At 64.0% G+C, this 19,897-nt stretch carries 19 protein-coding genes; 5 read left to right on the top strand and 14 right to left on the bottom strand.

What is annotated here, in order from left to right:
• Positions 1-113: 113 nt before the first annotated feature.
• On the bottom strand, positions 114-2,063 hold the full coding sequence (locus DFR51_RS05940; RefSeq protein ID WP_121048060.1) for a S9 family peptidase: 1,950 nt from the start codon (positions 2,061-2,063) through the stop codon (positions 114-116).
• A 236-nt stretch (positions 2,064-2,299) separates the two neighbouring features.
• Here DFR51_RS05940 and rpsD point away from each other — a divergent pair, with 236 nt between their 5' ends.
• Positions 2,300-2,914, top strand: coding sequence for a 30S ribosomal protein S4 (rpsD, locus tag DFR51_RS05945; protein WP_121048061.1), 615 nt, complete (start codon positions 2,300-2,302; stop codon positions 2,912-2,914).
• A 53-nt stretch (positions 2,915-2,967) separates the two neighbouring features.
• Here the strand turns inward: rpsD and DFR51_RS05950 are convergent, their stop codons facing one another.
• The 9 genes from DFR51_RS05950 to DFR51_RS05990 all read right to left on the bottom strand — a co-directional run bounded on the left by DFR51_RS05950 (position 2,968) and on the right by DFR51_RS05990 (position 12,021).
• Positions 2,968-3,732: a hypothetical protein gene (locus tag DFR51_RS05950; protein WP_121048062.1), complete on the bottom strand. Its 765-nt coding sequence runs from the start codon at positions 3,730-3,732 to the stop codon at positions 2,968-2,970.
• On the bottom strand, positions 3,729-4,829 hold the full coding sequence (locus DFR51_RS05955) for a prolyl oligopeptidase family protein (protein ID WP_121048063.1): 1,101 nt from the start codon (positions 4,827-4,829) through the stop codon (positions 3,729-3,731). Before DFR51_RS05955 ends, DFR51_RS05950 begins: the two co-directional genes overlap by 4 nt.
• Before the next feature lie 82 nt (positions 4,830-4,911).
• Positions 4,912-6,468, bottom strand: a complete 1,557-nt coding sequence (locus DFR51_RS05960; protein WP_121048064.1) for a 2-isopropylmalate synthase — start codon at positions 6,466-6,468, stop codon at positions 4,912-4,914.
• A gap of 233 nt (positions 6,469-6,701) precedes the next feature.
• Positions 6,702-6,980, bottom strand: coding sequence for a hypothetical protein (locus DFR51_RS05965; RefSeq protein WP_121048065.1), 279 nt, complete (start codon positions 6,978-6,980; stop codon positions 6,702-6,704).
• 201 nt (positions 6,981-7,181) lie between these two features.
• Positions 7,182-7,850, bottom strand: a complete 669-nt coding sequence (locus DFR51_RS05970; protein ID WP_121048066.1) for an Npun_F0296 family exosortase-dependent surface protein — start codon at positions 7,848-7,850, stop codon at positions 7,182-7,184.
• Positions 7,851-7,998: 148 nt separating this feature from the next.
• On the bottom strand, positions 7,999-8,604 hold the full coding sequence (locus DFR51_RS05975; RefSeq protein WP_121048067.1) for a YceI family protein: 606 nt from the start codon (positions 8,602-8,604) through the stop codon (positions 7,999-8,001).
• A gap of 85 nt (positions 8,605-8,689) precedes the next feature.
• Positions 8,690-9,709 (bottom strand): ketol-acid reductoisomerase, encoded by a 1,020-nt coding sequence (gene ilvC, locus DFR51_RS05980; protein ID WP_121048068.1) that lies wholly within the window; start codon positions 9,707-9,709, stop codon positions 8,690-8,692.
• A 48-nt stretch (positions 9,710-9,757) separates the two neighbouring features.
• A complete protein-coding gene (ilvN, locus tag DFR51_RS05985) occupies positions 9,758-10,270 on the bottom strand; it encodes an acetolactate synthase small subunit (RefSeq protein ID WP_121048069.1) in 513 nt (170 codons plus the stop codon).
• On the bottom strand, positions 10,270-12,021 hold the full coding sequence (locus tag DFR51_RS05990; protein ID WP_121048070.1) for an acetolactate synthase 3 large subunit: 1,752 nt from the start codon (positions 12,019-12,021) through the stop codon (positions 10,270-10,272). Before DFR51_RS05990 ends, ilvN begins: the two co-directional genes overlap by 1 nt.
• A gap of 168 nt (positions 12,022-12,189) precedes the next feature.
• Between DFR51_RS05990 and DFR51_RS05995 the strand changes: the two genes are divergently transcribed.
• Positions 12,190-14,214 carry a hybrid sensor histidine kinase/response regulator gene (locus tag DFR51_RS05995; RefSeq protein WP_160119191.1) on the top strand — a complete coding sequence of 675 codons (2,025 nt, stop codon included), beginning with the start codon at positions 12,190-12,192 and terminating at the stop codon, positions 14,212-14,214.
• Here DFR51_RS05995 and miaA read toward each other — a convergent pair.
• Positions 14,174-15,049: a tRNA (adenosine(37)-N6)-dimethylallyltransferase MiaA gene (gene miaA / locus DFR51_RS06000; RefSeq protein WP_121048072.1), complete on the bottom strand. Its 876-nt coding sequence runs from the start codon at positions 15,047-15,049 to the stop codon at positions 14,174-14,176. The genes DFR51_RS05995 and miaA overlap by 41 nt on opposite strands.
• On the opposite strand from miaA, the gene serB reads away from it, so the two are divergent.
• Positions 15,048-15,929, top strand: a complete 882-nt coding sequence (gene serB, locus DFR51_RS06005) for a phosphoserine phosphatase SerB (protein ID WP_121048073.1) — start codon at positions 15,048-15,050, stop codon at positions 15,927-15,929. The two genes, miaA and serB, sit on opposite strands and share 2 nt — an antisense overlap.
• Positions 15,930-15,933: 4 nt before the next feature.
• On the opposite strand, the gene DFR51_RS06010 is transcribed toward serB, so the two are convergent.
• From DFR51_RS06010 to DFR51_RS06020, 3 genes are all read right to left on the bottom strand, one after another.
• The gene (locus DFR51_RS06010; protein ID WP_126494729.1) at positions 15,934-16,869 is read right to left on the bottom strand and encodes a hypothetical protein; all 936 of its coding nucleotides are present in this window, start codon (positions 16,867-16,869) and stop codon (positions 15,934-15,936) included.
• Between the two features lie 10 nt (positions 16,870-16,879).
• Complete coding sequence (locus DFR51_RS06015) at positions 16,880-17,215, bottom strand: PilZ domain-containing protein (protein WP_121048075.1); 336 nt, start codon at positions 17,213-17,215, stop codon at positions 16,880-16,882.
• 86 nt (positions 17,216-17,301) lie between these two features.
• The gene (locus tag DFR51_RS06020; RefSeq protein WP_160119192.1) at positions 17,302-18,396 is read right to left on the bottom strand and encodes an SPOR domain-containing protein; all 1,095 of its coding nucleotides are present in this window, start codon (positions 18,394-18,396) and stop codon (positions 17,302-17,304) included.
• Between the two features lie 135 nt (positions 18,397-18,531).
• Here DFR51_RS06020 and DFR51_RS06025 point away from each other — a divergent pair, with 135 nt between their 5' ends.
• Positions 18,532-19,245, top strand: coding sequence for an AAA family ATPase (locus DFR51_RS06025; protein WP_121048077.1), 714 nt, complete (start codon positions 18,532-18,534; stop codon positions 19,243-19,245).
• 39 nt (positions 19,246-19,284) lie between these two features.
• Entirely contained in the window at positions 19,285-19,893 is a 609-nt protein-coding gene (locus tag DFR51_RS06030; RefSeq protein ID WP_121048078.1) for a hypothetical protein, read from the top strand.
• Positions 19,894-19,897: the final 4 nt, after the last annotated feature.

Raw genomic sequence — 19,897 nt, forward strand, 5'->3', positions numbered from 1 at the left:
GCAGGAGAGATGCACCGGAATGCCGCGGAAGATAATTTCCGGCGGCATCGGACTGTGGGAAGCTCGCTCTCACAATAGCAATGCCGAGCTGAAAGCGTCGGCGCTGTGCGTGTTTAACGCATGTTCGCTTTAAGGAATGCGCCGATGCGCGTCAGCATATCGATGCGCGCGTCGCTATCGATTAGGCTGTGTTGAAGCCCATCGTACTCTACATAATCGACCGACTTGCCTTCTTTCCGAAGTTCGCGCGCCATGGAGCGTGATTGATTGACGTTCGTATTGAGGTCGATCGAGCCGTGAAACAGCAAAACAGGGGCGCGAATGGCGGCGGCGTTCTTTGCGGGTGAGGCGGTGTTAAGCTCCGGCCCGCTGCCGACGAGATTCCTGACAAGGCGGCCCGTTACAAAATTTCTATTATCACTGACATGTTGCGCAAAGTCCGTAACCGGAGCGATCGCGACGGCGGCCTTGTAGAGCGCGGGATCGACGACGTTTGATTGGAGGGCAGCGTATCCGCCATAGCTCCATCCCACGATCGCCAGGCGCTGTGGGTCTGCGATCCCGCTTGCCACGGCCCAGCGGGCACTGTCGTTGATATCGCCAATCGCCTGGCGCCAGCCCTGGAAACCGTTCTCGCCGAGCCATTCGTCTCCATACCCCCATGATCCGCGGTAATTGGGTTGGAGTACTGCATATCCGATCGCTGCGAGATACTGGGGCAGCCAATCGAAGCCCCATGTGTCGCGAGATGAGGGGCCGCCATGCGGCATGACGACAAGCGGCAGCCCCTTGGCTTCCATCCCTGGCGGGACCATCAGATAGCCGGGGATACGGGTTCCATCAGCAGCTGGGATATTTACTGGCTTCGACTTTGCGAGCGTCTTGCCTTCGAGTTGATCGCGCGCGCCGCTGATGAGCATGAGTTCGCGGCTCTTGCGATCGAAAACGTAATATTTCCCCGGATCATCGTCAGCGTTTGCGAGCAGGAGAATGCGGTTTTCATCCCATGACGTGTTGAGAATTGTGATGGTTTTGCCCGGCAGCACCTTCGACAAGCTATTGGTGAGAGCCTTCAGCGCCGGATCGAAATATTCGATGTGTTGGTATTCATCGAAATAATAGACGCCAACAGGGCGTTTCCTTTTGCCAATCTGCGCAAGGCCGGCGACATCGACCCGGTCGTGCGCGAACACGGTTTGCTTGGCGCCGCTATCGAGTGTGATTTTTACGAGCGCATCGCGGCCATTCACCGGCTCCGTAACGTAAATGCTGTCGCCACTTTCATCGAAACCGTAGACGTAGGCGTCATCGGAGAGGCTTATCGGCTTCCATTTTCTGTCGTCCCGGCTCCGGTACCAGTGATTCCTCTTGCCGGTGTAATTCTGATTGCGGTCGACCACGCGCACGATGCGATAGCGCACGTGGCCATCGCCGTCCGTTATGTAACGGCTCACGTTCTCTCCGGCACGCTCTTCGATGGTGGATGCGCCCTTGTAGATATTGACGCGCTTGACGCCGATCCCCGAATCCGGAGCGATGAGGCGTGTGCCGGTCGACTGTTCCTCGAGAATTGGCACCTGCATGAGCACGTTCTCTTTGTCGTCGGGTAGCATGTCGATAATGCCACCCGAGAACTGATTGATTTCGATGGTTCGCTCGTTGCTTTGTGTGCCGATGATCTTCGGGTTGGAGCCGTCGCGGCCAACAGCGAACATTCGCGAAAACCCGATCGGCGTGCCGGCCAGTCGCTGTTCGCCTTCGACAAGGCACGTCAGTCGATCGTTTTTCGCCCATTCACAGTCCGAGACGCGAGCGTGTTCGAACGATGAGGTCGTGACAAGATTTTGCTTGCCCGTGGCGATATGGGCCGCAATGAAGTGTGTTCCGCGCGAACTGGCGGGTGTCTTGTAAACAACATAATCGCCGAGAGGCGACAAGCTGACGGCTTCCATGCTTTCGCGCGCACCAAAAAGTCTGGCCGCATCGGGCATGTCTGCGTTGGCGTGAAATGGAAGGAGCAAAGGAAGCAAAAATGTAATTGTCGAGAACGATTTATTCTTCATGTTCCGCCCCACGTTTCTTTGAAGAAACTATCCCGCTTCTTCGCGCCTTTGCAAGCCTCGATCAGCGCCGTAAGGTCGCAAAAGGCGGCAAATGCGTTGACAGTGCGCGGGGCCAGCGCTAAACGCGCGCCTTCGCAATTGGCCCTGCACGTCCGGTGAAGCAGTGGCCGCGTTCCGCGTTTGGCGGGGCGGTGCGGTTCCGGGCATTTTTGAAACGCGAATTGAAAGGATTGCGCATGTCCAAGCGCAGCAATGCCAAGTACAAGCTCGATCGCCGCATGGGCGAGAACATCTGGGGTCGTCCGAAGAGCCCGGTCAACAAGCGCGAATACGGCCCCGGCCAGCACGGTCAGCGCCGCAAGAGCAAGCTCTCCGACTTCGGTATCCAGCTCCGCGCCAAGCAGAAGCTGAAGGGCTACTACGGCGACGTCACCGAGAAGCAGTTCCGCAAGGTTTACGAAGAAGCCGTCCGCATGAAGGGCGACACCTCGCAGAACCTGATCGGCCTGCTCGAGCAGCGCCTCGACATGGTCGTGTACCGCGCCAAGTGGGCGCCGACGATCTTCGCCGCGCGCCAGATCGTGAACCACGGCCACATCGACGTGAACGGCGAGAAGTGCAACATCGCCAGCCGCCGTATCAAGCCGGGCGACGTGCTTTCGCTGCGCAAGAAGGCGCAGGAAATGGCGCTGGTTCTCGAGGCTCAGGGCCTCAGCGAGCGTGAAGTTCCCGAGTATGTCTCGGTCGATGGCGATGGCAAGGCGACCTACGTGCGCGTGCCGACGCTCGACGAGGTGCCCTATCCGGTCCGCATGGAACCGAACCTCGTCGTCGAGTTCTACTCGCGCTAAGCCTCACGGCTTTTCGAGAAACAGGGGCGCTGCCGGAAGGCGGCGCCCTTTTTCTATCTGCGCCCCGCAAGCGTCAGGTAGAGCGCGACGGGCACGACCGACAGCAGTCCGTAGATGAGCAGCGTCGAAAGCTGGACGATCCAGAGCGCGGGCGAGGTGATGGTCATCGACTGGACGATCGCTGCGACCTGGTGCGGCGTCTGCGCAGCGTGAAAGACGACGAAGCGGACGGCCATGATGACCGGCGTCAGCGCGAGCACGATGAGGATGAACAGTGCGGAGAGGCGCCAACGGTTGCCGCGCGTGAGCTCTGCCGAGCGCTGAAACGCGAGCATCGGCCATTGCCGTTCGTGGAGCGCCGCAGGGATGGCGAGCACCCACAGGGCGAAGACGGCGATGCAGGCGACCACGAAGAACAGCGAATTCATCTGGCCCAGCTGCAGGAGGCGCGAGACGAGCAGCAGGATGATGCGCACCGTCATGAGGCCGATGCCGATGATGAGCGCGACGACCAGCCCCGGCTGGAGCCGGCTGAGCCCCGCGCGCATGAACGCACGCGGGTCGCTCGTGCGGGCGAGAACGCCGCCGGTGACGGCGCAGAGGAAGATCATCACGAGGAGCCAGCGCATCGTTTCGGCGATGGTGCCGAGCGCCGGATCGGGCGAGGCGGTGGTGGCGAGGCTGAACGTGCGGAGTGCGATAGCGGGCAGGGTGAGGAAAAGGAGGCCGAGAAAGATGATCGGCGCGAATTGCCGCCAGAAGATCGTGAGCGCGAGCCGGAGGACGGCGACGAGGTCGAGCGGGGCGGGAGGATTCATGGTGTTATGGTACGCGTTCGCCCCCGCCCCACAATATGGAATTCGCTGCCGCTGACGACGAGCGCGACGTCCGCGAGGTCGCTCGCCGCGACGAGTTCGAGTGGACCGGCAGGCAGCGCGATGTTTGCTGCCGGCCAGCTCGGCGCGCCCTTCCTCAGCGAAACCAGCCGGTCGCCGGACGCGCCGCGTAGCTGGACGTAGAGCGTGTCCCGGCCGGCCTTTGCGGCGATGATGCGGAAACCCGCGGGTGGCGTGTAGGCAAGCTCGGGCAGCGTCTGGCTGGCGGGCCCGAGGAGCGGAGCCATCGGATAGGCGACAAGACTGCCCGGCGGATGGCGGCCCTCGGATGTCATCCAGCCGCTATCGCCGAGAACGGCGATGGCGCGGCCCTGAAAGAAGTCGAGCAGGCGCGCGTCCGTGGGCAATTGGGACCGGCGGAAGTTCTGCGCCCAACCGAAATGATACAGCTCATGCGCGCCGCTCGCGGTCGTCACCTCTGCGGCATGAAAGAGGCCACCTCCCGATAGCGAGAAGAACGGGCGGATGCCGCGCGCATCGAGCGGCGCTGCAAGGATCGTCGTTGCGGCATAGACGGGCTGGCCGCGCGTCCAGAGCTTGAGGAGGCGCGGCACGCCGGCGCTCGTGAGCGAGCCCGGCCCGGTGTTGGCGGCGATGAGAATCCGGCTGTCGTCGTACCAGATCGCCTGTGTCGGCCCCGCCGGCAGCGCGAAACCATCCGGCACGAAGCCTCCAGCTTCCGCGTCGTATTCGCGGAGGGCAACACCCGGCCTGCCGGTTTCGGCAAGGAATAGCAGGCAGCGCGCGAAGGTCGGCGGCAGGCAATCGGCATCGACGAGATGCCACGACTTCTTCTCGGCCTTGCCGAGCGCGGCGATGTCCGCGGTTACCGACCAGTTCGGCTTGCCGCGCAGCAGCGGAGTGAGAGGGCTGCTTCGCAGGACACGGGCATCGCCGGTTTCGCTGTAGAGCGCGAGGTTGTCGTCCTGAAAGCGCGCGACCGTAGCTGCCGAAGCGGGGAGGGCCGCTGCGACAATCAGAAACGCCAGGCAGATTTTGATGCGCGACCCCAACGACATGGCCGCTGGTAACCACGACTTCGCGGGCGGCGCAACCATGCGCCCGCCCGGATGCCGGAAATCAGCGCTCAGCCGTCGGTGTTCAATTCCCCGTGCGGGCCACCGCAGGAAGCTCGCTGCGGCCGCGCTTCACGATCAGCTTGTTGAGCGCATTTGCGTAAGCTTTCGCGGACGCGACCATGGTATCGACATGCGCGCCGGTGCCGCGCACGGTGCGCCCGTCTTCGGCGAGGACGACGCTGACCGTAGCCTGCGCGTCCGTGCCCTCGGTGACGGCGTGGACTTCGTAGAGCGTCAGCTGCGCATCGTCGTGCGGCACGATCTTGCGCATCGCCTTGAACACGGCATCGACAGGACCGTTGCCGCGCGTCGTGACAGTCTGCTCCTCGCCGTCCACTTCGAGCGTCAGGATGGCGCGCTGCGGGCCGTGCGAGCCGCAGTAGATTTCCAGCTCCTTGAACTGGATCGCCTGGTTGTCGCGCATCGTCTCGTCATCGACGAGCGCGATGATGTCTTCGTCGTAGACGTGCTTCTTGGCGTCGGCGAGATCCTTGAAGCGCTTGAACGCGTCCTGGAATTCGTTGTCGCCGAGCTTGTAGCCCAGCTCTTCCAGCTTCTGGCGGAAGGCGTGGCGGCCCGAGTGCTTGCCCATGACGAGGCTGGATTCGGAGAGGCCCACCGATTCCGGCGTCATGATCTCGTAAGTGCTCGCATCCTTCAGCATTCCATCCTGATGGATGCCGCTTTCATGCGCGAAGGCGTTGGCGCCGACGATGGCCTTGTTGGGCTGCACCTGAAAGCCGGTGACGGCCGAGACCAGCCGCGAGGCCCGCGTGATCTCGCGCGTTTCGACGCCGGTATCAAAGGGCATCACGTCGTGGCGCACGCGCAGCGCCATGGCGATTTCTTCGAGCGCGGCGTTGCCCGCGCGCTCGCCGATGCCGTTGATCGTCGATTCCACCTGTCGCGCACCGCCCGCCACGGCCGCCAGCGTGTTGGCGACGGCGAGGCCGAGGTCGTTATGACAATGGGTGGAGAAGATGGCCTGATCCGCATTGGAAACGCGCGAAATCACGTCGCGGAACATTGCGCCGTAGGTTTCGGGCGTCGCGTAACCGACCGTGTCGGGCAGGTTGATCGTTGTGGCGCCGGCGCGGATCGCGGTTTCAACCGCGCGGCACAGGAAATCGGGGTCGCTGCGCGTCGCGTCTTCCGCCGACCACTCGACATCGGGGCAGAGGTTGCGCGCATGGCTGACCGACGCGCGGATCTTCTCCAGAACCGCCTCAGGCTCCATCTCCAGCTTCACGCGCATGTGGAGCGGCGAGGTGGCGATGAACGTGTGAATGCGGGGGTTCTTCGCGTCCTTGAGCGCGGCCCATGCGCGATCGATATCGCCGGTGGCGGCACGCGCGAGGCTGGCCACCGTGGCTCTCTTCGCCTGACGCGCGACAGCCTGCACGGCCTCGAAATCGCCTTCGGAAGCGATGGCGAAACCGGCTTCGATGATATCGACGCCAAGCGCTTCCAATTGTTCGGCAACGCGCAGCTTTTCGGCGAGGTTCATCGAACAGCCCGGAGACTGCTCGCCGTCACGCAGCGTGGTATCGAAAATCTTCACATAGTTCTGACTGGACATGGCACACCTTCAAAATCTCGGAAAAACGGGTGCGAACCTTCGCGGTTCGGTTCGATCGAGACCCTTAGGCGGCGGCGCGTCCAGAGCGCCAGACAGCGTAACCCGCGCGCCTAAGGGCGCGTAAGTCGAAGGAGCGCGAGAAGGGCGCGCTGAGAAAGGGCGAGGCTGTTGTGCCGCATCATGGGCGGCAGTCTATGTGGGAAGCGGCCGGCTTTGTCCAGCCCCGAACGGCGTCAGATGACGTTCGCGGGCAGCGGCACCTTGTGGTTCGCACTGGCGGATGCGGGCTTGAGTTCACTCATCACGCATTCGAGTTCGATATCAATGGGGCCCTCGATTTGCGCCATCGCATCCGCATCGAGGATGGCGCCGTCGATGTCCACCGCCCAGCAGCGACCTTCGAGATCGGAGAGAAGCGCCGCGACCTCCGATCCGTTTTCCACGGGTTCGGCAGCGACGGGCGCGGCCGCCAGAAGGGTTGCCAAGGCTGCGATGCCATACCGAACGATCATTGCCGGTGTCCTCTCCATCATTTCACAGAAGATCAAATGCAAAAGTGGTGCCAGCGTTCCCACAGCCTACGCGATCAGCGGCTTCGATGGTTAAGGCGTGGGACACCGATATCGAACTGTAAAAACCAGCGACAATCGCTTGTTGAGAAAAAGAAAAAGGGCGGCCCGAAGACCGCCCATTCCACCCGGTAGGGAAGCCGTTCAGGCCTTGCGACGACGTGCGGCGGCAAGGCCGATCGCGCCGAGACCGAAGAGGGCGAGCGCGCCCGGTTCCGGCACATCGGTGATCGGCTTGTAAGCCAGCGCAACGTTATCGAACTCGAACGAATAGCCCGAGCTGGAGGCGACCACCTTGTTGAAGGCCGTGTCCGAATTGATGTTCACATAATAGGTGCCGGCAGCACCCTGATCGCCGTTCGCGACCGCTGCGACATCGGACCCCGAGTAGGTGAACAGCAGCATGTCGCCAGCATAGAAGGCAAGGGTGTTGTAGGCATCGACCGATCCCCACAGGATGCCGAAATACTGGTGATTGTCACCCAGTTCGAGCGTGACGCGGCCGATGCCGGTCGTCAGGTACTGGGTGACATCCTTGCCATCCGCCTGCGCGTTGCCGAACGGTGTGCCGTTGCCGCCCGAAACGAAGGGCGCGGCATACTTGCCGCTGACGTTGGGAAGCGATGCGGTGCCCGCATCCGTGCCCGAGAAAGAGACGGTGATACCGCTCGCGGTGGTGCCGCCGGGGCCGATCGCGTCGAAGCTCTCGTACACGTTGGCGCCGACGGGAACGCCGCCTACCGACGACGAAATCACAGCAGCCGACGCGCTGGTGGAAGCGAGCATGGCGGCGAAAGCGATAGCATACTTCATGACATTATCCTCTGATCAAACCGTGTTCGGTCCGACTTCTGCAGGGATGATGCCAGAATCGAGGGAGCCCACTTTTGCAGGATAGACGATAGTTAACAGGGCGTTAGCTATAATTGTTATGTAAGTTTGCCCGACACGCAGCCCGCGTTCAGGGGCGGCGTTCGAAAGCGGCGGTGATGTGCAGGCTGACCTCGTCGCCGAGCACGGGCAGCGCATAGGTGATGCCATAGTCGCTGCGCTTGATGGTGGCGCTCGCTTCAAAGCCCACGGTTTCGATCTTGCTCATCGGATTGGGGCCTGTGCCGGTGAAGCGCGCATCGAGCACCACGGGCTTCGTGATACCTTTGATCGTGAGGTCGCCGGCGATCTTGGCCTTGAGGCCATCGACGACGACGCCCGTCGATTTGAACGTGGCGGTCGGGAACTTCGCGGTGTCGAAGAAGTCGGCGCTCTTGAGGTGCGCGTTCAGTTTTTCGCTCGTTGTCGTCACCTTGTCGACGGGGATGGTCAGCGAAACGCTCGCAGCCTCCGGCTTTGCCGGGTCCAGCGTCAGCGTGCCCGTAGGGTTGCCGAAGATGCCGTAATAAACGTTGAAGCCGAGGTGGTTGATGCCCCACGCGATTTGCGTGTGATCGGTATCGACGGTGTAGGTGCCGGCGGCGACCTTCGCGGCGGCCTCCGCGCCCGGCTGGCCCTGCGCAAGCGCTGGGGCGGCAAAGCCGAGAAGGGCAAGAGCGACGAACTGGGCTTTCATGGCGGGGGCTCCTGAAACGGGAAACGGCGCCCGCAGCCTGTGCCGCGCGCGCCGTTCCTGTCAACCGAAGCTATCGTGACAGGGGTTAGTTCACCGCTTTGTCGACGAGCTTGTTCTTGCCGATCCACGGCATCATCGCGCGCAGGCGGCCGCCGACCTCTTCGATCTGGTGCGCGTTCTGGTTCTTGCGCGCAGCCTTGAGTTCCGGGTTGCCGGCACGATTGTCGAGGATGAAATCCTTGACGAAGCGGCCCTGCTGGATGTCGGCGAGCACGCGCTTCATTTCCGCCTTGGTCTCTTCGGTGACGATGCGCGGGCCGGTCTTGTAGTCGCCGTATTCGGCGGTGTTCGAGATCGAGTAGCGCATGTTGGCGATGCCGCCCTCGTACATGAGGTCGACGATCAGCTTCACCTCGTGCAGACACTCGAAATACGCCATCTCGGGCGCGTAGCCGGCTTCCACCAGCGTTTCGAAGCCCGCCATGATGAGGCTCGAAAGCCCGCCGCAGAGCACGGCCTGTTCGCCGAAGAGATCGGTTTCGCACTCTTCCTTGAACGTCGTCTCGATGATGCCCGAGCGGCCGCCGCCGACGGCAGACGCATAGGAGAGGGCGACGTCGTGCGCGTTGCCGGTCGCGTCCTGCGCGATGGCGATCAGGCAGGGCACGCCGCCGCCGCGCTGATATTCGCTGCGTACCGTGTGGCCGGGGCCCTTCGGCGCGATCATGAACACGTCGATGTCGGCGCGCGGCTCGATAAGGCCGAAGTGGACGTTGAGGCCGTGCGCGAAGGCGAGCGCGGCGCCTTCCTTCATGTTCGGCGCGAGGTCGTTCGCATAGATCGCGGCCTGATGTTCATCGGGCGCCAGCACCATGATGACATCGGCCCACTTGGCGGCTTCGGCGTTCGAGAACACCTTGAAGCCGGCGCCTTCGGCCTTCTTCGCCGTGGCGGAGCCTTCGCGGAGCGCCACACCGACTTCGGCGACGCCGCTGTCGCGCAGGTTCTGCGCATGGGCGTGGCCTTGGCTGCCATAGCCGACGATCGCCACTTTCTTGCCCTTGATGAGGCCCAGATCGGCATCGGCATCATAATAAACGCGCATGATTTCAGGACTTTCTCTATTCGAATTGGGAGGGATACGAAGAAAAACTCAGCTCGGGTCCTTGCCGCGCGAGATGGCGACGACGCCGCCGCGCGCAACCTCGACAAGGCCGACCTCGCGCATCAGCGCGATGAACGTGTTGACCTTCTCGGTGGACCCGGTGATTTCGAAGATGAAGCTCTCGATCGTCGCATCGACGACGCGCGCACGGTAGATGTCGGCCAAGCGCATCGCCTCGAGGCGCTTGTCGCCGCCGCCCGTGACCTTGAGCAGCGCCATCTCGCGTTCGACGTGCGGCCCAAGCTCGGTGAGGTCGCTCACCTTGTGAACCGTTACAAGCCGGTCGAGCTGCGCCTCGATCTGATCGATCACCTCCTGGGAGCCGGAGGTGACGATGGTGATGCGGCTGACATCGTGCGTTTCCGTGATGTCCGCCACGGTCAGGCTCTCGATGTTGTAGCCGCGCGCGGAGAACAGGCCGACGATCTTCGCAAGAACGCCGGACTCGTTATCGACGGTGATGGCGAGCGTGTGCCGCCGAATGGGGCCGAGATCACGCATCAGACGAGCGCCTGCGCGTCTTCATCAAGCTCGCCCTTCACGTCGGACGGGTTCAGGAGCATTTCCGTGTGGGCGGCGCCGGACGGGATCATGGGGAAGCAGTTCTCCAGCTTTGCGACGCGGCAATCGACGAAAACCGGGCCGTCGTAGGCGATCATTTCGGCGATGCCGGCGTCGAGACCGTCGACATCGTCGATGCGGATGCCCTTCCAGCCATAGGCTTCGGCAAGCTTCACGAAATCGGGAAGCGCCTGGCTGTAGCTTTCGGCATAGCGGCTCTCGTACGTGAGCTGCTGCCACTGGCGCACCATGCCCATGTATTCGTTGTTGAGCACGAAAACCTTCACCGGCAGGCGGTACTGCACAGCGGTGGACATCTCCTGGATGTTCATCAGGATCGAAGCCTCACCCGCAATATCGATGACGAGCGACCGGGGATTGCCGAGCTGTGCGCCGATCGCGGCGGGAAGGCCGTAGCCCATCGTGCCGAGCCCACCCGAAGTGAGCCACTTGCGCGGCCCTTCGAAATGGAAGTGCTGCGCAGCCCACATCTGGTGTTGGCCGACTTCGGTGGTGATGATCGGCGCCTTGGCTTTGGTCGCCTCGTAAAGGCGCTCGATGGCGTATTGCGGCAGGATTTCCTTGCCGGTCTGCCGGAAGCCGAGGCTGTCCTTCTTGCGCCAGGCATCGATCTTCGCGAACCATGCCTTCTGGTCCACGGCCTTGTGAGCGCGCGCCTTCCAGATCTTGAGCATGTCTTCGAGGACGTGGCCGACATCGCCGACGATGCCAAGGTCCGCCTTCACGTTCTTGTTGATCGAGGAGCGGTCGATATCGATGTGGATCTTCTTCGAATTCGGCGAGAAGGCATCGAGGCGCCCGGTCACGCGATCGTCGAAGCGCGCACCGATGCACAGCATCAGGTCGCACTCGTTCATCGCCATGTTGGCTTCGTATGTGCCGTGCATGCCGAGCATGCCGAGCCATTGCGGCGAGGCGGCAGGGAAGGCGCCGAGGCCCATCAGGGTCGACGTCACGGGCGCGCCGGTGACGCGGGCCAGCTCGCGCAGCAGCTGAGAGGCGCCGTTACCTGAATTGATGACACCGCCGCCCGTGTAGAGGATGGGACGCTCGGCCCTCGCCAGCATCTCGACGGCGGCTTCGATGTCCTTCAGCTCGCCCTTCAGCTGCAGTTTGTAGCCGTTGTGCAGCGCCGAGCGCTTGCGATAGCCGGCGCGCGCGACCTGGACGTCCTTCGGGATGTCGATGACAACGGGGCCGGGGCGGCCCGAGGTGGCGATGTGGAACGCTTCGTGGACGATGTCCGCCAGACGCTCCGGGTCTTTCACCAGATAATTGTGCTTGGAGCAGTGGCGCGTGATGCCGACCGTGTCGCACTCCTGGAAGGCGTCCGACCCGATGAGGTGCGTTGCGACCTGACCGGTGAGGACGACGACCGGGATGGAATCGAGCAGCGCATCGGTGATGCCGGTGACGGCGTTGGTCGCGCCGGGGCCCGAAGTGACGAGCACGACGCCCGGCTTGCCGGTCGAGCGCGCATAACCCTCGGCCGCATGAACGGCGGCCTGCTCGTGGCGGACGAGGATGTGCTTGATCACCGTCTGTTGGAACAGTGCATCATAGATCGGCAGCACCGCGCCGCCCGGATAGCCGAAAACGGTATCGACGCCGAGCTCTGTCAGCGCCTGGATGAGATTTTCCGCTCCGGTTTTCTGTTCGTTCACAGCCATGGTTTCCTTGATTCGGCCCGCGCATGTACGAGATTAAAACGTTCAGGGCAACCCCACCTCTTGTAATATTCGTACAATTTGAATTTTAATAACGCATGATAGATGCAAAAACGATATTGTGCTTTGAGGGTCTCGCGTTCGATCGCCAAGTTCGGCAAGATGGTCCTGATGGAAGACGCTAACGTTTCCACCGGGTTCGAGGATAGCCGTGCCGGGACCAGGACCTGGCATTTCGTTGTCGGAGTCTTTGCGCTGCTTGCCGCACTCATCGGCATCGGTGCGATTTCGTTCGCCGCGTTTCAGCGCGCGGTCGACATCGAACGCACGCGCACCGAAGCCGTAGCCCGCACCAGCGAGGGTTTCGAAAGCCTTGTCGCGGCAGAGCGGGTGATCAACGCGCTGCAGGAGGCGGAACGCAGCCAGCGCGGCTTTGTGCTCACAGAGAACCCGGTGTTCCTTGAACCCTACGAAGCCGCGATCGCGCGCAGTTCGTCGGTTCTCGATGAGCTTCAGCGACGGATCGGTGAGGGCGACGAGCGGCAGACGGCGCGCTTCGTCGTCTTGCGCCGCCTCATCACGCTCAAGCTGGAGGAGATGGCGCGCTCGGTCGAAATGACCAGACGGGGCCGCATGGAGGCGGCGCGGATCGATGTCGCCTCAGGGTATGGCCGTCGCCTGATGGACGAAATTCAGGCGATGATGAACGAGATTGTCGAGGAGCAGCGGGCCGTCCTCGACCGGCGGCAACAGGAGGTCGTGAAGCGCGACCACCTCGGCGCGCAGTCGCTCTACCGGCTCGCGGCGCTCGGCGTTGCGCTGCTGGTGGCGGCGCTCATCTCCATGATCGCGCTCGCTTACATGGTCTACCGCACCAAGCTGGCGCTGGAGCGCGAGGAGGCGGGCGAGATCCGGCGCAATGTGCTGGAGGCGGCGGTTGCGGCGCGCACGCACGAACTGACACAGGCGAACGTCGCGCTGCGCGCAGAAATCGCGTCGCGCGAAGCGGCGGAAAACCGTTTGCGGCAGGCGCAGCGGATGGAGGCCGTCGGCCAGCTCACCGGCGGTATCGCGCATGACTTCAACAATATGCTCGCCGTCATCATCAGCAGCCTCGACCTTCTGAAACGGCGGATCAGCGCGGATGATGCGCGCGTCGTGAAGCTGATCGACAATGCGCGCGAAGGTGCGAACCGCGCCGCGTCGCTCACCGCGCGGCTGCTCGCGTTCTCGCGGCGCCAATCGCTCAACCCGCAGACGGTCGACGTCAACACGCTGATGACGGGCGTCGTCGAACTGATCGGCCGCACGCTCGGCGAACGGATCAGCGTCGAAACCAAATTCGGAGACAATATTCCCCCGGTGTTCGTCGATCCCGGCGAACTCGAAAACGTGATCATCAACCTTGCCGCCAATGCGCGCGACGCCATGCCCGATGGCGGCGCACTCACGATCGAAACGAAGCGCTACGTGCCGGATGGCGAGCCGCTGTCCGAGGGCGAGGCGGCGAGCGCCTATGCGCTGATCAGCGTTACCGATACGGGGCAGGGTATGCCGCCGGAGGTCGCCGAGCGCGTATTCGAACCCTTCTTCACGACAAAGGCGGTCGGCAAGGGCACCGGCCTCGGGCTCAGCCAGGTCCATGGCTTCGTGCATCAGTCCGGCGGTCATATCTCGCTCGAATCCACACCGGGTGAAGGCACACGCGTCGATATCTATCTGCCGGTGCAGATCATCGGGCGGGTTGTTTCATCCGCCCCGCGCGCCGAAGGGCCGCTTGCGCGCGGCAGCGCGGAAGAAACCATCCTCGTGGTGGAAGACGAAGACCATCTCCGCATGGTGACGGTCGAGAACCTGCGCGAGCTCGGGTACACGGTGCGCCATGCCGAAAACGGCAAGGAAGCGCTTGAAATCCTCGACGAGCATCCCGGTATCCGGCTGCTGTTCACCGACATCGTGATGCCCGGTATGTACGGCGACGAGTTGGCACGCGAGGCGCTTTCGCGCTGGCCCGATCTCGGCATTCTCTACACCAGCGGTTTTGCCCGCACGGGCGTTGACGGCGAGCCGCTCGATCCGCCGGCCGAGACCGTGCGCAAACCCTATACGATGGAAGGCCTCGCCCAAAAGGTGCGCGAAAGCCTCGATCACGCGTCTAGGGTTGAAGCCGCGGCCAGTCCGGCGTCTGGTTCCTGAACCACGTAAGCTGGCGCTTCGCATAGCGCCGCGTATCGAGCTTTGCGCGCAGGATCGCAGCTTCCAGCGTGGATTCACCCCTGAGATGCGCGATGAGCGGCGGGACACCGATCGCCTTCATCACCGGAAGCGCCGCGTCCAGAGACATTGCGAGCAGCCGCTCGGCCTCATCGAGACCGCCGTCCGCCAGCATCATATCGAAGCGCGTGTCGCAGCGCCGTCCGAGCTCCTCGCGGTCGATCTCGACGACCGCGGGCTCAAGCACCACCGTGCCGAGCAGCCCGCCCGAAAGCTGCGCTTGATGATCGGCGAGTGAAGCGCCCGTGCTGCGCATCACTTCCAGCGCGCGCGCCATGCGCTGGGTGTCGTTAGGATGGAGCCGGGCGGCCATCGCCGGGTCCTCGCGCGCGAGCGCTTCAGCGAGCGCTGCGGTATCGAGTGCGCGGACCACGGCGCGGACGTCTGGGTCGATCTCGGGCACCGGGGCGATGCCGTGGAGCAGCGTGCGCAGATAAAGGCCGGTGCCGCCGACGAGAATCGGCAGCAGACCCTGTTCGTGCGCGCGTGCGATTTCGCGCCGCGCCAGATCGGCCCACGCGGCGGCACCGAGCGGAGATTCGGCATCCAGAAATCCATAGAGCCGGTGCGGTGCCCGCGCGGTCTCAACAGAGGAGGGGCGGGCGGAAAGCACACTGAGGTCGCTGTAACACTGGCTCGCATCCGCATTGATGATGACACCGCGCCGCGTTTCCGCCATGCGCAGCGCGAACGCCGACTTGCCGCTGGCAGTCGGTCCTGCAATGACCGCCAGCGGCGGCAAGGAAGGCGAGGTCATGAAGCTTGTTACAATCGTCGGATCGGAGCGTCTATCCGCGGGCGATGTGAGCGCGGCGCGCGATGCCGCTGCCGCTGCCGGCATGGACGCAGGGGCAGCGCGCTGGACGGAAGCCGACGCGGTCGCCGAGTTTTCGGGAACCGGTCCCGCCGCAGCCGTGCGTGATGCGGTTGAGGTTGCGGTTCCGCACGCCGACGTCATCGTGCAGACGGCGGCGGAGCGAAAACGGCGGCTTTTTATTGCCGACATGGATTCGACGATGATCACAGTCGAGTGCATCGACGAACTTGCCGATTACGCAGGCCTGAAGGCCGAAATCAGTGCCGTGACCGAGGCGGCAATGCGTGGAGAGATCGACTTTATCGGCGCGCTCGAAGGCCGCGTTGCGCTGCTGGCCCAGCTTCCGGTGTCTGCCATAGACGCCTGCCTGCGCGACCGCGTGCGCCTGTCGCCGGGTGCGCAGACGCTGGTGCGAACCCTGCGCCGGCACGGCGTCTACACGCTGCTCGTCTCGGGCGGCTTCACGCGCTTTACAGGCCCTGTCGCGGAGATGATCGGCTTTGACGAGGCGCGCGCCAACGTGCTTGAAACGCACGGGGATGTGCTGACGGGCAAGGTCGTGCCGCCGATCGTGGACGCGAACGCCAAACGTGAAGCGCTGACCGGCGCGGCGCAGGAGCGAGGTATCGCACTCGCCGAGACGATCGCGATCGGCGACGGCGCCAACGATCTGCTGATGGTGGAAAAAGCGGGCCTTGGTGTTGCCTATCACGCCAAGCCGAAGCTTGCCGACGCGGCGGACATGCGGATTCGCCGCGGCGATCTCACCGTACTTCTGCACGCGCTCGGCATTCCGCGCGCGGACTGGGTCGCCGGCTGAACGCCTAGCGCCTAGCGCGGTCCCTGCGCGTGGCGATCAGGATACGGGCGCCGATCGCGCCCTCGCGGATGAGCTCGATGCGGTTCAGCCAGCGTTCGCCTTCAGCAAGGAGCTGCGGGATCAACGCTTGCCCTGCGGCCGTGCGGTGCATGGCACGAATGCGGTCGATCGCGCCGCCCCAGCTGTATTCCACCTCCGCGGCATAGTCCGTGGAAATGTCGCTGACCGCGACGACGGAGAGGCGCGCATCCTCGATCAATCGTGAAAGTGTCTCCACGGAGCGCAGGCGCGGACGCACGGGCTCCGCGTCTGCCCATTCGCGGTAACGCGGCGATGTCGTCTGGCGTTCGTCGGTGAGAACGAGGCTGCGCACCGCCACCTGCCCGCCGGGCACGAGCGTTTCGCACTGGCTGCGTAGCAGCGTCGTCAACGGCTCGCCGCGCTCGGCGAGGCTGTCGACGAGAACGAAGTCCGCATCCGAAAGCAACGCACTGTCGGCCGCGCGGAGAAGCCGCACGCGCCCATCCGAAGCGTCGGCGAGCGGCTTCTGCGTTTCGGCGGCGAGCACGGTGCAGCCGATCGCCGATTGAAGTTCGCTCGCCACGCCGCCGAGTTCCGCGCCAAGGTGCAGAGCGCGGCTGCGCTGCCCCAGCCCGGCACGCGCCGACAGCGCCCTCAACTGAGAGGTGCCGCGCGGTGTCAGTGAACCGTGCCCCCACACGATCTGTGCGGCCGCCAGACGCTCGGGCGTCCAGCTCGTGGGGTCGGAAGGCTGCGAAGGAACCGGCTGCGCTCGCGAAATCGGGGAGGGATGCGGCAGCGGACGCTGGGAGGGCGCTGCATCCTCGTTTGCGACACGGGCGGCGAGGCGGCGTTTCAGCTCGGCAAGGTCATAGCCTTCCCACCATGCACGCAGGCGCTGCCGCAGAGGTCCGCGCATCGGGATGCTGTCAGGCATTCAGTGTGTAATCGGCGGCCGACGTCATACCGGCGCAGAGCGAGGCGAGCGCGAAGGTCGCCGCATCCTCGCCCGCGAGGAAGCGCAGCGCCGCGCCGTCCCGGCCGACGCGGACGACCTGCGCGCGAATCGCTCCGGCGAGCGGGTGGGAGAGCACGACTGGCTCATCAATATGGAGCGCATAGTCGGTTTCGATGAAGGCGCCGGCAGCCGAAATATCGCGGAGCGCGGCGCTGACGTCCACGCCTGCGGCGTGAAGCGTGCAGAACCTCCCGCTGCGGATCGCAGCATGTCGCCGGGGGAATTCGCTGATGTTGTTGCCGATCATTCGCCGCCTGTCCCGCACTAAAGCAACTCTCGGGACATACGCGTCCCGCGGGTATCCAGAGCTAGCGCAAAGCCGTCGATGAAAGGTTAATTGGTGTGGACCGCGAAGCACGGTCTGCCGGTATCGCGCAGGCGCTGGCAGACGGCGTTGGCATCGCCCGCGTTCGCAAAGCGCCCGGCCTGCAGGCGAATCATCGCGCCGCCTGACGCATAAGTCGGTTCCAGGCCCGACACGATCGCCGGATATTCGCGTCGCAGCGTCGTCCAGGCCTCACGGGCGCGGGCTTCCTGGGAGAAGGCGCCGAGCTGGATGCGCCATTCGCCGCCGCTTGCGGCGCTGGGGGCCGGTGCGGCAGCGCGGGGCTGCGGAATGTCGGTGTTGGTCACCACCGTGCGGCCTGGCGCCGCAGACGGACGCGGGCTGATCGCCGCGGGTGCGGCAGTCGATTGCGCGGGCTTCGGCGCAGCTGCTTGCGGCTTTTCCACAGCAATGGTGTTGGTGAGCTTGCGCGGGGCGGGGGCAAGCAGGGGCTTGCCGCTTGATGCAAGCTTGTCCCCCGCCGTCATCGCCGCGGCCATCTCGCTGCCCGCGGCCCGGTCTGCGGGCGACAGGCTTGCCGTCATGGTGGCAAGCGCGCGCCCGGCCTGCGGGAGGCCGGCGCTGTTCGCCTGCGTCATATAAGCAAAGGCCAGCGGCCAGTTCTTCGGCAGTGTGTCGCCGTTGAAGTGGAGCACGCCGAGCATGTATTGCGCGCGGGCATCACGCTTTGCGGCCGCTTTCTGCCAGAGTTCCGCAGCTTGCGCCTTCTCGCCGCGCTGGGCGAGCAGGATGCCGAGGTTGGACTGGGCGGGCGCATGGCCCTTGTCCGCAGCCCGGCGGTAGAAGTCTTCCGCCTTCGCCTTGTCGAGCGGGACGCCGCGCCCGAGCTTATAGGCCTGGCCCATATTGAAGAGCGCGTCGGGATCGCCCTTCGCGGCGAACGGCATCCATTCGACGACGGCGCCTTTGTAATCGCTCGCCTGCCATTTGACGACGCCCTCCTTGACCCCGCCAAGTGCCGGAACCGAAACGAAAAGGGCAAGAAACGCAGTCGCGGTGATGAGGCCGTGTCGCATGGTGGCGTTCTCTAGAGCAGTCTTTCCGGCAAGGGAATCCCCGACAGTGGTTACGATGTCGCGCACGGAAACTCCCCGCCGCATTTTTCGCACGCAATCATCGGAGAGTTTGCAAGAAATAACCCCAAGGCTTTACCGAAAATTAGCTTTGTACGTGCCATCCATGCCCTTGCAATTCGCAGAGTCTATGGGGAAAAGCCAATGCGCGTTCTCGCGTTAGCTTCACAAAAGGGCGGTTCGGGCAAGACCACGCTCAGCGGCCATCTCGCTGTTCAGGCGCAGAGGGCCGGCGCGGGGCCTGTCGTTCTCATCGATATCGATCCCCAGGGCTCGCTTGCCGACTGGTGGAACGAGCGTGAGGCCGAAATGCCCGCATTCGCGCAGACGACCGTCGCGCGTCTCGTTACCGATCTTGAAATGCTGCGGCAGAAGGGCTTCAAGCTCGCCGTCATCGACACGCCGCCGGCGATCACCGTCGCCATCCAGAGCGTGCTTTCCGTTGCCGAACTCGTCGTCATCCCGACCCGCCCGAGCCCGCACGATCTGCGCGCCGCCGGCGCCACGGTCGAGCTATGCGAGCGCGCAGGCAAACCGCTCATCTTCGTAGTGAACGCCGCGACACCGCGCGCCAAGATCACCTACGAGGCCGCCGTCGCGCTCTCGCAGCACGGCACGGTCGCGCCGGTGACGCTGCACCACCGCACCGATTTCGCCGCGTCGATGATCGATGGCCGCACGGTCATGGAAATCGAACCTGACGGCAAGTCCGCTCAGGAAATCGTGGAGCTGTGGACGTACATCGCGGACCGCCTTGAGAAGAATTTCCGCCGGACGGTGTTCAACGCGCCGGGCCAGCACGTACCGACTCCTGCCGTGCGGGCCGCCGGCGGGTTCGGTCGGAAAGCAGCAAGTTAACAATAAGATGCAAGGGGCCGTTCCGGGGAAAGGTAAGTTATGAACGAGGCCAACTATGCTTCTTTGACCGCCGGTCTACTCGCGCGGAAGGGACAAGCGCGTCCGGCGATGCGGCCGCAGGGCTACGGCTTTGCGTCCGACGACGATCTCGGTTGGAACGACATGGGCGGCACGGATATGTTGACCGCCGAACAGCGCGCCGCGCTGATGCCGGCGCAGCCGATGCATTTCCAGCCGCGTCCGGTTGTGGATTTCGACGAGTCCGTGCCGTCTCCGGTTGCGGCTCAGCAGCAGGCGATCGCCGACGAGTTCGCGGCCGCTGCGGCTGCGGTCGTTCCCGCGCCTGAGGCCGAGGCTGTCGACCTGCCCGACGTTCCGGTGGCTTCGCCCGCGCCGGTGGCTGTCGCGATCCCGACGATCAACGTGACACCCGCGCAGCCCGTACACCGCCCGCGTGCGGTGGCCGGCTCAAAGGCGAAGGCGGCGTTCACGCTGCGGCTCGATCCGGAGCGTCACATGAAGCTGCGCCTTGCGTGCGTCTATGCGAACCAGTCCGCGCAGCAGCTCGTGACCGCGGCGCTCGACGAATATCTGTCCACGCATTTTCCGGACGCGTTGAAAGACGTGAGGAAGACCGCCGCCAACTAGGCGC

Source organism: Sphingosinicella microcystinivorans (assembly GCF_003634215.1).
Lineage (GTDB): Bacteria > Pseudomonadota > Alphaproteobacteria > Sphingomonadales > Sphingomonadaceae > Sphingosinicella > Sphingosinicella microcystinivorans.

Bases quoted from the DNA above. Each gene is read 5' to 3' on its own strand.
- ilvN (WP_121048069.1), bottom strand. From the start codon at position 10,270: ATGCGTGATCTCGGCCCCATTCGGCGGCACACGCTCGCCATCACCGTC.
- rpsD (WP_121048061.1), top strand. From the start codon at position 2,300: ATGTCCAAGCGCAGCAATGCCAAGTACAAGCTCGATCGCCGCATGGGC.
- DFR51_RS05955 (WP_121048063.1), bottom strand. From the start codon at position 4,829: ATGTCGTTGGGGTCGCGCATCAAAATCTGCCTGGCGTTTCTGATTGTC.
- DFR51_RS05970 (WP_121048066.1), bottom strand. From the start codon at position 7,850: ATGAAGTATGCTATCGCTTTCGCCGCCATGCTCGCTTCCACCAGCGCG.
- DFR51_RS06030 (WP_121048078.1), top strand. From the start codon at position 19,285: ATGAACGAGGCCAACTATGCTTCTTTGACCGCCGGTCTACTCGCGCGG.
- DFR51_RS06015 (WP_121048075.1), bottom strand. From the start codon at position 17,215: ATGATCGGCAACAACATCAGCGAATTCCCCCGGCGACATGCTGCGATC.
- DFR51_RS05995 (WP_160119191.1), top strand. From the start codon at position 12,190: ATGGAAGACGCTAACGTTTCCACCGGGTTCGAGGATAGCCGTGCCGGG.
- ilvC (WP_121048068.1), bottom strand. From the start codon at position 9,709: ATGCGCGTTTATTATGATGCCGATGCCGATCTGGGCCTCATCAAGGGC.
- miaA (WP_121048072.1), bottom strand. From the start codon at position 15,049: ATGACCTCGCCTTCCTTGCCGCCGCTGGCGGTCATTGCAGGACCGACT.
- DFR51_RS05965 (WP_121048065.1), bottom strand. From the start codon at position 6,980: ATGATCGTTCGGTATGGCATCGCAGCCTTGGCAACCCTTCTGGCGGCC.
- DFR51_RS05990 (WP_121048070.1), bottom strand. From the start codon at position 12,021: ATGGCTGTGAACGAACAGAAAACCGGAGCGGAAAATCTCATCCAGGCG.
- serB (WP_121048073.1), top strand. From the start codon at position 15,048: ATGAAGCTTGTTACAATCGTCGGATCGGAGCGTCTATCCGCGGGCGAT.
- DFR51_RS05950 (WP_121048062.1), bottom strand. From the start codon at position 3,732: ATGAATCCTCCCGCCCCGCTCGACCTCGTCGCCGTCCTCCGGCTCGCG.
- DFR51_RS05960 (WP_121048064.1), bottom strand. From the start codon at position 6,468: ATGTCCAGTCAGAACTATGTGAAGATTTTCGATACCACGCTGCGTGAC.
- DFR51_RS06010 (WP_126494729.1), bottom strand. From the start codon at position 16,869: ATGCGCGGACCTCTGCGGCAGCGCCTGCGTGCATGGTGGGAAGGCTAT.
- DFR51_RS05975 (WP_121048067.1), bottom strand. From the start codon at position 8,604: ATGAAAGCCCAGTTCGTCGCTCTTGCCCTTCTCGGCTTTGCCGCCCCA.
- DFR51_RS05940 (WP_121048060.1), bottom strand. From the start codon at position 2,063: ATGAAGAATAAATCGTTCTCGACAATTACATTTTTGCTTCCTTTGCTC.
- DFR51_RS06025 (WP_121048077.1), top strand. From the start codon at position 18,532: ATGCGCGTTCTCGCGTTAGCTTCACAAAAGGGCGGTTCGGGCAAGACC.